Origin of the sequence: Halorubrum salinarum, assembly GCF_013267195.1 — an archaeon.
In the GTDB taxonomy this organism is placed as follows: Archaea; Halobacteriota; Halobacteria; order Halobacteriales; family Haloferacaceae; genus Halorubrum; species Halorubrum salinarum.
In genome coordinates, this window is record NZ_CP053942.1 from 100756 (window position 1) to 113100 (window position 12345).

Genomic DNA, 12345 nt, shown 5'->3' on the forward strand with positions numbered 1-12345 from the left:
ACTACTGTAGGCGCACCCGGATATTGCTTGTTGCTCACTCTAGAATTTGTACATGTAATACTTTTTCGTCATTTAGTAGGAATGTGGAGGTTGATTTCCGTTCCCTTCTCATTCAGTTCAACCGAGATATCTCCGCCTATCTGTGTGGTGATCATCCGAACCATCCACAGTCCAAGGCCCTGCCCATGATCAAGGTCGGTTTCGTTCCCAGTCTCGAGGGCATGAGCCTCGATTTCTGGGAGACCGGGTCCGTCGTCGCAGACACGGAGTTCAACCCACTCGTTTTCAGCCGGGGTGACCTCAACATTAATCGTAGCGTCAGTATCAGCCTTAGCTGCGTTCTCCACAAGTTCTCGGACAGCGTCAAGCAGTATCGCCGGCACTTGTGTTGACGCGTCAACTGATATGTCAGTTGAAATAGTCGCGGTGGGGTACTGTTCGTTGATTGGAGCCACAGCGTCCTCAATTAGTGACCCGGGATTAACACCAGCTACTTTGTTTGATTGTCGAGATGCTTGGCGTATCTGTTTTACACGATCAGTCATTGACTCCCACTTGTCAAATATCCGTTCGAGCGTTGCGAGGTGTTCGGCACGCGTGCTCGGCTCTGGCTCCTCACTCATTTGCTGTGCCCAGCCACGAAGTTTTGATAGGTCATTTCGCATGTTGTGCCGCATCACCCGGTGGATGACATCAATATGCTGGCGTCGGTGCTGTTGGTCGGTAATGTCGCGACCCTCTGCGACAAGCACAGAAATATCTCCTTCACCCGTTATGACCGGTTTTATCGAGAGGTCAACCGTCGCGAGACCGGACGCGTCTTACATCTCCGTTTTGAATCGAACGGTCTCACCCTTTCGGGCTTGAGTGATCGCATCCTGTACTTTATTTTGTACTGTCTCTGAGTGCACCCAGAAGGGCGTTTCGTGGAATAGATCTCCAGCTATTCCGTCACTTTGATCGCTAGCGGGTATTATTTCACTGTCGTTCACCTCGATAACCGTTCCGTCAGGTTCCAACAACCCCGCAAACTGGAACGTCTGATTGAAGATACTCTCAAATCGGCGTGCACGCTGTTTACTGTCGGTAACGTCTCGGAGGTACAGCAGCATTCCGTCGATAGCGTCGTCGTCCAACATATTCCGGCACAGTAACTCAATATTGAGCCAGTCGTCGTTACCCGATTTGAAGCGACATTCTGCCTGCTGGTCAGCATCCGTGCTTTCGACAGTAGCGAAAAACGTCTGCATCAACTGCTCGCGTTCAGTTTCATAGACGTAATCGAAGATATTCTCACCGACCATCTCATTTGGATCATACGCAAGAACTGCTTGTGCTGAGCCGCTAACGTAGCTAAACGTCCCGTCTGTCCCGACGATTGCGATCACGTCCTCAGACTCTTCAACGAACCGCTCAGTACGACGCCGCTGCTGGCGTCGCTCAGTCATGTCCCGGACAATCTGCGCGTACCCATGAGACGTCCCCTCGTCGTTCTCGAGCCGGACGTACCGTGTATCAGCATAGAACTGGTCCCCATCAGCTGTCACTCGCCATCCTTCGTGAGAGCTCTTCCCAGCGACTTTGGCCTGCTGAAGCAGTCTCTCTGGGATCTTTGACTTTCGATCAGCAGGCGGGTGGAGTGTAGCGACGTCCATCCCAAGTGCCGATTCATCAGTGTATCCGAACAGCTGTTTGGCGCTCTCGTTCCACGTCTGGATCTGCCCGTCTTCATTGATGGCGAGGAAAGCATACTCGTCAACGCTTTCAATCAATAACCGGAATCGCTCGCGCTCTGCAAGCAATTTCTGTTCGCGCTCTCTGCGTTCAGTAATATCCTGCTGGATACCGATGTAGTTCTCGACAGTACCGTGTTTGTCTGTAACGGGTGTGATCGAGAGCTGACTCCAGTACGGTGTCCCGTCTTTTCGATAGTTTTGAATGTCAAGTGAGACCGGTTCTTCTCGGCTAATCGCTTCGCGTAGCCTCTGTCTACTTTCTGGGTCGGTGTCGTCACCCTGGAGAAACCGTGGATTTTGGCCGATTACCTCCTCTGGCTCGTATCCAGTTATTTGTTCGAACCCGTCATTAACGTACACTAACGGATTGTCGTCTTTTGTTGCGTCAGCGATCTGGATGGCAACAGTGGCTTCGTCCATCGCCCGCTCTTTCAGTTCCAGTTCACGCTCGCGTTCTTTGCGGTCCGTTTCGTCCCGGACAGTACAGACGAGGCGACCATCGTCGATGATTGTCAGAGAGAGTTCAGCAGGGAACGTCGTTCCATCAGGCTGGGTACCCGTGACCGGCCCACGCCAGTGGCCGTCAGCTTCGAGAGCTGGGAAGACCTCGGTTTCGAACCGTTCGATCTCAGCGTCATCGTACAGTCTGCGCCAAGAGTCTCCAAGCAACTCCTCCTTACTCTCGAAGCCGTACATCTCAATATGTGTCTTGTCGATGTACGTGTATTTGTCATCTTTAAGAACTGCGACGCCATCAGCCGCTTGTTCAATAGCCTGCTGGAAGAGTTTGAGCTCACGCTGTTGACGTCGTTGCTCGGTCTCGTCGCGAGCAGTACACACAATCCGACCATCATCGATCAGAGTTAGGGAGATCTCAGTCGGGAAAGTCGTTCCGTCCGGACGTTGACCTGTGACCTGTCCGCGCCAGTGACCGTCGGACTCAACTGCTGGGAGGGCTTCTGCTTCGAGCCGAGAAATCTCAGAATCGTCGTACAGCGTGTGCCACGTTGACCCAATTAACTGGTCTTTGTTGTCGAATCCGTACATCTCGACATGAGTGTCATCAACATAGACGTACTCCTCGTCGTCCAGAATAGCGACGCCATCAGCACCTTGCTCAATTGCCCTTTGAAACGAGGCCAACTGCCGCTCTCGTTCTTTTCTACTGGTGACGTCTCGAAGGACACCAGCTGTCCCTCGGAATTCATTTTTGCCAATTAATCCGATACGGTTTTCGACAATCTTACGCTCGCCGTTACGCGATTTAAGTTCGAATTCCGATCGTTTTGACCGCTGATCGGTCGTAATTAGATCATCAATCTGCGATTGGATATGAGCGATGTCGTTCTCATCCATCCCGACTGATGGGTCTGCACCGATCACGTCCTCTCCGTACCCGAACTCTCGCTCTGCGGCATCGTTGACGAATGTGAATTTTCCATTAGCATCGAGCGCATATACTGGGTCATCAACTGCTTGAAGAATAGTCTCGTACCGTTCGACATCTAAAAGTTGGTTCTGGTGTTCGATTTCAATTCCAATCCGCTGTGCGAGAAGGTTGATAAACTCGTGTTCGTCGCGGTCAAACGCCTCTGACCGCGGCTCGCTACTCGTAAAGTTGATCGTTCCGTATAGTTCACTATCAACAAAGACTGGAACGCCGATATACGCGACGCTGTTCTCAGACGCTGGATGCGTTCCGTAATCCTCCACAGACGCGTCGGCGAACGATATGGATTCGAGAAGGTCTTGATTGAGTGTGGCTTCACACAGCTGATCCGAAATATCGTATGTCGTCTCTTTTTCGCGCTCGGTCGTCGAACCAACCGTGTACTCAATCTCGATTGTTGAGTTTTCTACTTTCGTAAGAATTCCAGTGTCGAGTCCAACGTAATCCTGACCAAGTGAGAGTAGTTGGGTGACGATTGTCTCGTGACTATCTGTAGTTGTTTTAGGCTGATAGACTTGATCGAGTGAGTCCGCATCAAATTCGACTGTACGCTGTTGTTCGTCCTCATCTGCTCCGTTATTTTGGATCAGTCGGTCAAGTGCTGCTGTAGCCGCAGATGTAGCCTGAGTCAGTCGCGAAAGATCACCGCTGGGGACATGGTCTTCATTCAACATTTCAACTCGTAATACGCCATGCTTACCTACAGGTAGAAAGACGTCTGCTGGGGCACATTCCTTACTTTCACTGAGGCTCTTTGTTTCCAAGTCAGTACGCCGCTGTGATTGACCTCTCTCAATAACAGAGCGTACAACTGATACTGACACGGTTTCTTCCCTAACATTTCCAAAGTTATCTGTAGTTTTTTGTGGGCTAAGTTCTGTAGCTAAATCTGATTCAGTACCATTTCTGTAGAAAGCAACCGCCGAGTTAGAAAGAAATGACTGAGCTAGCAACAGTAGGTTATCAACAACTATTTCACTCGATCTCGCGCCGCCAATAGTTTCAGCGAAGGCTAACGAATTAACCTCGCTGCTTGATTGGTCGGTAATATTCATATATAGTTATCGAAATAGGAGCACATTAACCTGTTGGATGATTTGTGATATGAGAACTACACTTTCTACAGAAGTGAACCGCCTCGGGGTCAAGCCCCGAGGCTTCTGTCTTCCCGCAGGTTAGTCTGACACTCCCACCGTCCTCGACGCCATACCCCGAGATGGGTCACGGTCGTCTCGAACGGACGAGTGGGTTGCGGTCGGGGCGTCCACGGCCCCCGATGCCTGCCGTCGCACCTTCCGAACTTGGGGAAGGCTGTTGAGAGCAGGCACATTCCAGTCCTGATGCTTCTCGATACCTTTCACGGCGATGTTGACGCTTGCACCACGGTCGCTGTGGTCTTGATGCTCACAGTCCTTGCACTTGAATCGCTTTTTGTTGCGGTTCGCTCGCTCCGTATGCCCGCACATCGGACACCGTTGGCTCGTGTACTCGGGATTAATCCAACCAGTCGGGATGCCCTCGAATGACGCCTTGTACGACGTATAGAACTGTAGGGCGCGGAACGGGAGATGGTGCAAGCGTCGGTTCATCCGCGTGCCGTAGTCGATACTGTCGCGCATCTCTTTGAGGTCTTCAAAGACGATGCACGACCTCTCGAACTGTTGGCTCCACTCCACGATGTGCCGAGACACCTTGTGGAGTCGGTCGCGGACGAACCGTTCCTCACGCCCTTCCAGCGTATCGTGCATACTGTCTTTCCCCGCGTTCTGGACGCGCTTCCGCATCGTGAAGTACCGATGGCGCTCGAACTTGATTTCGGGGAAGTCGATGACCAACGTATCTTCGACACCATCCGTTGAGAGTGCGGTGAGAGCCACGTTGTCCTCATTCACGTCCACGCCGACAACCGTCCGTGAGTCCTGCTTGTCTCGAACGGTCTGCTTGGTGTTGCGGATGTTAACGTGAAGTTCTGGCTCACCGTCACGCCACAGCGTCTCCGACGTTGAGACCTTCCACTCGTCACCAGTGAGCGCAGTCTTGAGGAGGTCAAGGTGGGCGTCACTTCCTTCGAGGACGCCCTTGACGTGCTTGTAGGGTGCCGCGCTGATGCGGAACGCCACGTCGCCGTCGTCGGTGAGTGACAGGTTGTACCCCTCCTCGTAGTTCGCTCGGAGCGGGTAGGTGCCGTCCTTGGTGTGACTGGGTTTCCCGAAGTCGTCGTACTCGTAGTAGTTCTCCATCGCCCCGAGTGCCTTGGCCACGATTCGTTGAGTCGTGTTCTTCACGAGGTCGGCGTCGTCTTCGAGGCGTGGGGAAATCGAGTTCCAGTCCACACCATCCTTAGCGAATCGGATGGTCTCGTTGTACACCCGACGGGCTTCGAGTGTGGCGTCGTACAGCAGGCCCTCGTTGTCGCTCTGGATGTCGAGTTGGAAATCCAGCGTCTTGACGAGGCCCTGCGGGTTGTTCATTCTTCGTCTTGTTCGATAGGTTCTGAGGTCCGGACAACCTTCACGTCCGCACCACGCCAGCGTTTGGGGACGGTGACGTGGGCACTATTCCCGAACGGTTTGACCTCACCGTCGAGAACTTCCTCGCCGTCGATTTCAAAGCGATTCACCATACCTGAGTATATCCTTTGGATATACTTAACTGTGTTGGTGGAGTGGGTTCGGTATGGGTGAGAAGCGGTCGAACCACACGATGTATAACGTCAACTACCACTTCGTGTGGTGTCCGAAGTACCGTCACTCGATACTCGAACCGATTGAGGACTCGTTGGAGACGAGTCTCCGGGGCGTGTGCGACGAGTACGACTACGAGATACTGTCGCTCCACATCTCACCAGACCACGTGCATCTGTTCCTCTCTGCTCACCCAAAGCACGCACCGAGCGAGATTGTTCGGACGGTCAAAAGCGTCACGGCCCGAAAGATGTGGGAACAGCACGAGTCGTTCTTGGAGGAGTATTTGTGGGGCGGTAGGTTCTGGGAGCGGTCGTACTACATTGGGACTGCGGGAACCGTCTCAACAGAGACGATTGAACGGTACATCGAACTAACAGAACACATCTAAGTGTCGGCTTCACCCTCGGGGTCAAGCCCCGAGGCACTCGCCTTGCTTATCTGTAGACACACATTTCATTGCCCCAATTTTCTTGGGAAACTACCCTTCTTGAATATCACAGACAATATCTAGGTACGTAACTACTTATCAAACAGACATACAATCTCAGATATGCTGAATAAGATTGCGATCGACCGGTTGGACCTTCGGCCGAAACTCATCATCGCATTCGTCTTAGTGGCGCTACTGGTGGGCGTCACCGGCGCAATTGGATACCAAGCCGTTGGAAACGTCGATGAAGAGGCACACGTCATCTCTGAAGACGGCGACAAAATCGATGCTTCGCTAAACATGCTCGTAGCCATCGAAGAGCAACAAGTCGCTGTACACGCCGCACTCCTCGGCGAAGAAGGAGAGCAGTCAAAATTTGAAGCAGCAGGTCGGAGATTCGACGAATACTCCGCCAAGCTACAACAGCAAGAGCTGAGCGAAGCAGAACAAGCAGAGTTCGAAGAATTACAGGGGCAACACGAACAGTACTCGACGATCGCTCAGGAACTGTTTACAGCCTTAGAAGCCGGTGATATGGAGCAAGCACAGGTCAAGAGTGATGAGTTAGACGCAATCGTCACAGATACCAAGGACTCCGCGCAGACGCTCGAGCAGGCAGCTATCGAAGACAAAGAAGCATCGGTTGTTGCAGCCGACAGTACCACACAAACCGCACAGTTGGAAGTTCTTGGGCTGACCATCGGAGCGTTCATCGTGGCGATTATGATCGGCCTGTTCGTCGCCGGGCGCATCACACCACCAATCAAGCAGCTATCGAACGGGCTCACCGCGATCAGTAACGGAGAACTCGATAAGGAGGTAGATCAGCACGTCGAGAATGATGAAATCGGGCGGATGGTCGAGGCGTACACCAAGATGCAGGAAAACCTTGAGGGGGTGTTTTCCCAGATTGGAACCGCAAGTGAAGGGCTCAAACAGGGGGACCTCAACTGGGAGTTTAAATCCCAATACCCCGGAACGTACGGTGAGACAATAACTAATCTTGAAACGGGTGCCGGCGAGCTCGCGGCAAGTTTCGAGCAAATTCAGAGCGTTAGTAGCGATCTTCAGCAGGGTGTGCTCGATGACGACGTCAACACAAACCGCCCCGGGCAGTACGGTGCCGTGCTTGATGATCTCGCGGTGGGGACGACCCAGCTGTCGAACAGTTTCGAGCAAATATCGACTGCGAGCGACCGGTTAGAGCAGGGTCAACTCGCGCAAGACATCGATACCGACTACCCAGGAGCGTACGGCGACGTGCTGTCTAACTTAGAAAATGGAATAGACCGCCTTAGTGATAGTGTTGGTAGTGTTAAAGAAATTGTTGAGAACGTCGCCACTTCAAGTGATGTTGTTGCGCAAAACACGGAAGAAGTCAAGGAAGCAAGTGAAGAGGTTGCCGGGTCGGTCGAGGAGATCTCACACGGAGCAGACACGCAGAGTGAAAATCTGCAAGAATTCGCTAACGAGATGAACGACATGTCCGCTACGGTCGAAGAGATTGCGTCTTCGGCAGATCAAGTGGCTGCAACTGCGGGGACGGCAGTTGAACAGGGGAATGAAGGGCGTGAGTACGCATCGGAGGCGACTGAAGAAATTGAGTCGATAGAGGAACAAGCCGACGAGGCGGCCGCACAAGTCGAGGCTCTCGAAGAGGATATGGACGAGATTGGAGAGATTGTAGAGATGATCTCCGGAATCGCGGAGAAAACAAACATTCTGGCCCTGAACGCGTCGATAGAGGCAGCGCGTGCTGGAGAAGCTGGAGAGGGGTTCGGTGTTGTAGCCTCTGAAGTCAAATCGCTCGCAGAGGAAGCAGGAAAAGCGACGACTGCTGTAGAAGAGCGGATTGAGACTGCGCAAGAAAGTACAACGGAAACAGTTGCGGGAATGGAGGAGATGAGCGAGCGCGTTGAGCGCGGGTCGGAAACGATCGAGAGTACAATTGAGATGTTTGATGAGATCGCGGACGCAGTACAGGAGTCTGAGAGCGGCATCCGAGAAATTAGTGACGCGACGGATGACCAGGCCGCCTCGACAGAGGAGGTCGTCTCGGTGGTAGATGAGGTGGCAAGTGTGAGTGAACAGACCGCCGCGGAGGCGAGCAACGTTTCGGCGGCGACCGAGGAGCAGACGTCGTCACTCGCGGAAACGACCGAAACGATTCAAGAACTCTCGACGCTGGCTGATGATCTCAACGATCAGGTGACTGGGTTCGAAACACAACAAGAAACGACAGTTCAGGCAAACACACAGTCTCAGATGGCCGCGGATGGAGGCAATGTGTCGTCTGAGGGAAGTAACTGATTTGACTCCTCTCCCCTACTGTTGGGAGATATTTTGAGTCGTAGAATTCCAATAGTAATGACACAAAAGAATCTTGCGACCACCATAACACATTTTATAATAGATAAAATGAGATATGTATGGAGGTAGCACGGGCGGCGTATATCGCGGTTTTCGCTTTCGCGACGCTCATTTCGGGTTATGGGGCTTGGCGAGCAACCGATATCGCCGAGCGTGATACACGCCTTGGACTTGTGTCAGTGTTCGTTCTGGCTGGTGGGTGGACAGCGACAACTGCGATACAGTTCGCGATCAGTTGGGTTTCAGCAGCCATATGGTTACGAATCATCGGGTTAATTGTTGGACTTGCTAGTATTGGCGCGTGGCTATACTTTGCGTCGGCGTACGCAGGTCACGAATACCACCGGCGCCCCGCACTGCGGCGTCTTGCGGTTGGGCTGTACCTCGTCGCTATCGCTATCAAACTCACTAACCCCACGTATAATCTCTACTTCACTACCTATGTCTCAACCGAACCGTTCGCGCACCTTGCGTTTAATCCCGGTGTTACCTATTGGTTGATCTCCGGGGCGGCATACCTGTCGGTCGGGGTTGCAACGATCTGGCTGATCGAAGCCGTGACCACCTCTCGCATCAAAGACTGGCGGCTCGGGATCGTTGTAGTCCTCACAGCCGTCCCAGCAGTAGTGGACGTCGCTATCGGACTGGGGCGCGTCCCGGCGCAGTTTGTCGAGACGAGCTATGCTCCTCTTGGAATGGCCGTTTTCGCGTTGGGAAGCTTCGTGTTTTTGAATGAGACGTTTCGCCCGATTCCACGGTTCTGGCGAAAACAGGTGCTTACACATCTCAACGAAGCAACGGTTATCGTTGACGCCGATGGAGAAATCAGACACATAAGCCCCACCGCCGCTGAGACATTCGATGAGCTCCGCGGGGCCGGTGAAACGAGTTTCGCTGACACTGCGCCGAGACTGTACGAGTGTACGGTTCGAGACGATCCGATCTTCGAGTGGGAAGCTGACGGTGAAACTCGGTATTACCGGGTGGTTGAGACGGGGTTACCGAGCGAGCGGGTGGGCGCGCACCGAGCATACGTGTATACTGAAGTGACGGCATCCGAGCGGACACGCCGCGAACTCCATCGCAAATCCAGAGTGATGGATAAAGCACCGATTGGAATCACAATATTCGATTTACATCAGGAAGACGACCCGCTCGTGTACGCAAACGATCGGTTCGACGAACTAGCGCAGAACGATCTGGAGGATCGGTCTGACCTCACAGCGCTGTTCTGTGATGGCAAAGATTCGGAAATGGCCGCAACGGTCCAGAGAGCCGTCGAAGAAGGTGAATCAGTGACCATCGAGCGCTGTGACAACCACGATGATCGACCGGAATTCTGGACAAAAGAAACGTTTGCTCCTATTACCGACACAGAGGGTACAATCAGCGAATTCGCCGGTGTTCACCGGGATATCACAGAAGACAAAGAGAAACGGGAGCGGCTCCGACAATACAAATCGGCAGTCGAGGCGTCGCCTACGTGGATTTTCTGTATTGACTCATCAGAGCGACTTATATTCGCTAACGAGGACTTTCGGCAGTTTTATGGACTTGATTCGGGCCGAGTGCGGGGGACACAAATTGATTCGATCGTTGAAAAAAGTACTGCTGAGAAGATTGAGCCCGCAATAAAACAAGCGCTGGATGGAGAATCAGTTGTTTTGGAACTCGAAACTGAGGCCAATACGGGTGAACGACAGCGCTTCGTTCGGGCTGTTCTTTCGCCGTTGTGGGACGACGATGGAGCGGTTACCGGTGTAGTGGGGTCGGTTCATGATCTTAGCGAGGTTAGACAACGTGAGCAGCAGCTTCAGGTTCTTGACCGGGTGCTCCGTCATAACATAAAGAATACGATGAACGTTGTGAAGGGGAGCGCAGAGCTGATTGAACAACAGACAACTGACCCCGAAGTTGTGAACACCGCTGAAACAGTCTCGGAGCACAGTCAGAAGTTGATTGATATGGCTGGGAAAATACGGCAGGTCACAAAAGTTCTCTCGAAGTCGCGAACGGCTGAGTCAACCGATCTTACACAGTCAGCCGAATACGCAGTATCAAACACTCAAACAGAATTCCCTGAGGCAGACATTACGCTGGAAACGTCGAATGAGCCAGTCAGCGTTCCAAACGGAACGATCGAAACAGCGGTCGAAGAACTTATCGAAAACGCGGTTATCCATTCAGACCGTGACCAAGCGTCAGTTTCGATTCGGGTCTGGTCAGATAGTGATGCATCGTATCTCGAAGTGAGTGACAGCGGGCCGGGTATTCCGGATGAGGAGCGCGATATACGGACTGGTGAAGAAACGATTCAGCCTGTTCTTCATGGGTCTGGTCTTGGACTATGGCTCGTGAAAGCGATTGTTGAACAGGCTGGTGGAGTACTCCAATTTAACGATAATGAGCCACGGGGAACGACGGTGAGAATGGTGTTCCGATCTTCTAACGATCTCAATCTCGTACGTTAAGACAATATCTTAGAGGCTCTCTCGATACGTGTCCCTTGCTGTATCACCCTGTGCGGGGGTGTCACTGAGAAATAATGTCAATCTTAGTAATCTCGAATCGTGTACCGTTGTCACTTCCTTCGGTAATACGAATGTCCCACCCATGTGCTTCAGTAACCTGCTTAACAATACTTAATCCAAATCCAGTACCTTCCGTACCCGGAGAGTATCCCGCCTCAAATACAGCCGTGCGATCTGTAGCTGGAATACCGGGGCCATCATCTTCAATATAGAAGCCATCTTCAAGTTCCCCGACCCTCACAAAAACATCTGACCCACCATACATCACTGCGTTTGACAAAATATTCTCCAACAACTGACGAAGACGCGTCCGATCTGCGCTGATATATTGCTCTGTGTCAATAGATAACGTGGCGTTCTGTTGATCAACACTCGACCAACTTTCTTCAGTGAGTTGTGCTAACTCTACAGTCTCCAGATTGAGCGCCTCTGTTCCGATTCGTGCAAAAGTTAACATGTCGTCAATCAAGTGGTCCATTCGTTCATGAGCAGCGGCGACCTTTCGAAGAGGCTCACTATCTTCCTTCTCACGAACGGTTTCGAGGTATCCTTGAGCGATATTCAGTGGGTTGCGGAGGTCGTGGCTGACTACTGAGGCAAACCGATCTAGACGTTCAATTTGCTGTTTCAGTTCTTGCTCTCTTTCGATGCGATCAAGAGCTGTTTTTGAGTGACTCACAAGTAGCTCAGCTAACTCAATATCGTCTACGGTAAACGCAGACTCAGTCGTACTAACCGCCTGAAAAACACCGTGGTCGTCGATTGGAACACTTATGCCTGACCGATAGTCCGGCTTCGCGGGGTCCGTATTGTCATCCGGTTCTATTGTGTTAACAAGCTGCGACTCTCCGGTCTGATATGTTTTGCCTGCTAATCCTTGGTCAAGACGCATCTGACGACTTCCGTCTGCTGGAGCATCTTTTGATGTGCCGCGCGGAACGAGCCACTCGCCATCGCGAATCAAGATAGTACAAAGATTAAAATCCAGAATATCTGATGCGGCACTAACCGTTAAATCACAGACACTCTCAGTCGTATCCTGAGATTGAAGTCTGGTCGCAACGTCATGTAGAGCCTCAATCGTCTCGCCAGGCGAGTTGGTCATATCAAACAAATGGGAGCACAGCCGGTAAAATTACTT

Annotated in this window: 8 protein-coding genes; 3 read left to right on the top strand and 5 right to left on the bottom strand. The window is 52.2% G+C overall.

The annotated features are described in order from the left end of the window. Window positions 1-68 precede the first annotated feature (68 nt). From HPS36_RS15435 to HPS36_RS15450, 4 genes are all read right to left on the bottom strand, one after another. Window positions 69-623, bottom strand: coding sequence for a sensor histidine kinase (locus HPS36_RS15435; protein ID WP_158294300.1), 555 nt, complete (start codon window positions 621-623; stop codon window positions 69-71). Window positions 624-821: 198 nt separating this feature from the next. Further along, on the bottom strand, window positions 822-4241 hold the full coding sequence (locus HPS36_RS15440; RefSeq protein ID WP_173230881.1) for a PAS domain S-box protein: 3420 nt from the start codon (window positions 4239-4241) through the stop codon (window positions 822-824). Between the two features lie 120 nt (window positions 4242-4361). After that, complete coding sequence (locus HPS36_RS15445; RefSeq protein WP_173230882.1) at window positions 4362-5657, bottom strand: RNA-guided endonuclease TnpB family protein; 1296 nt, start codon at window positions 5655-5657, stop codon at window positions 4362-4364. Beyond that, a complete protein-coding gene (locus tag HPS36_RS15450) occupies window positions 5654-5809 on the bottom strand; it encodes a DUF2080 family transposase-associated protein (RefSeq protein ID WP_137695126.1) in 156 nt (51 codons plus the stop codon). Before HPS36_RS15450 ends, HPS36_RS15445 begins: the two co-directional genes overlap by 4 nt. Before the next feature lie 53 nt (window positions 5810-5862). Here HPS36_RS15450 and tnpA point away from each other — a divergent pair, with 53 nt between their 5' ends. The 3 genes from tnpA (at window position 5863) to HPS36_RS15465 (ending at window position 11144) form a co-directional block, all read left to right on the top strand. Further along, window positions 5863-6261, top strand: a complete 399-nt coding sequence (gene tnpA / locus HPS36_RS15455; RefSeq protein ID WP_137717173.1) for an IS200/IS605 family transposase — start codon at window positions 5863-5865, stop codon at window positions 6259-6261. Between the two features lie 162 nt (window positions 6262-6423). Next, complete coding sequence (locus tag HPS36_RS15460) at window positions 6424-8613, top strand: HAMP domain-containing methyl-accepting chemotaxis protein (RefSeq protein ID WP_173230883.1); 2190 nt, start codon at window positions 6424-6426, stop codon at window positions 8611-8613. 119 nt (window positions 8614-8732) lie between these two features. After that, window positions 8733-11144, top strand: coding sequence for a PAS domain-containing protein (locus HPS36_RS15465; protein WP_173230884.1), 2412 nt, complete (start codon window positions 8733-8735; stop codon window positions 11142-11144). Between the two features lie 61 nt (window positions 11145-11205). On the opposite strand, the gene HPS36_RS15470 is transcribed toward HPS36_RS15465, so the two are convergent. Then, window positions 11206-12309 carry a sensor histidine kinase gene (locus HPS36_RS15470; protein WP_137717170.1) on the bottom strand — a complete coding sequence of 368 codons (1104 nt, stop codon included), beginning with the start codon at window positions 12307-12309 and terminating at the stop codon, window positions 11206-11208. Window positions 12310-12345 lie beyond the last annotated feature (36 nt).

What these genes read in the sequence shown, in the direction of transcription:
- HPS36_RS15465 (WP_173230884.1), top strand. Translation starts at nt 8,733, where the DNA reads ATGGAGGTAGCACGGGCGGCGTATATCGCGGTTTTCGCTTTCGCGACG.
- HPS36_RS15440 (WP_173230881.1), bottom strand. Translation starts at nt 4,241, where the DNA reads ATGAATATTACCGACCAATCAAGCAGCGAGGTTAATTCGTTAGCCTTC.
- HPS36_RS15470 (WP_137717170.1), bottom strand. Translation starts at nt 12,309, where the DNA reads ATGACCAACTCGCCTGGCGAGACGATTGAGGCTCTACATGACGTTGCG.
- HPS36_RS15450 (WP_137695126.1), bottom strand. Translation starts at nt 5,809, where the DNA reads ATGGTGAATCGCTTTGAAATCGACGGCGAGGAAGTTCTCGACGGTGAG.
- HPS36_RS15445 (WP_173230882.1), bottom strand. Translation starts at nt 5,657, where the DNA reads ATGAACAACCCGCAGGGCCTCGTCAAGACGCTGGATTTCCAACTCGAC.
- HPS36_RS15460 (WP_173230883.1), top strand. Translation starts at nt 6,424, where the DNA reads ATGCTGAATAAGATTGCGATCGACCGGTTGGACCTTCGGCCGAAACTC.
- tnpA (WP_137717173.1), top strand. Translation starts at nt 5,863, where the DNA reads ATGGGTGAGAAGCGGTCGAACCACACGATGTATAACGTCAACTACCAC.
- HPS36_RS15435 (WP_158294300.1), bottom strand. Translation starts at nt 623, where the DNA reads ATGAGTGAGGAGCCAGAGCCGAGCACGCGTGCCGAACACCTCGCAACG.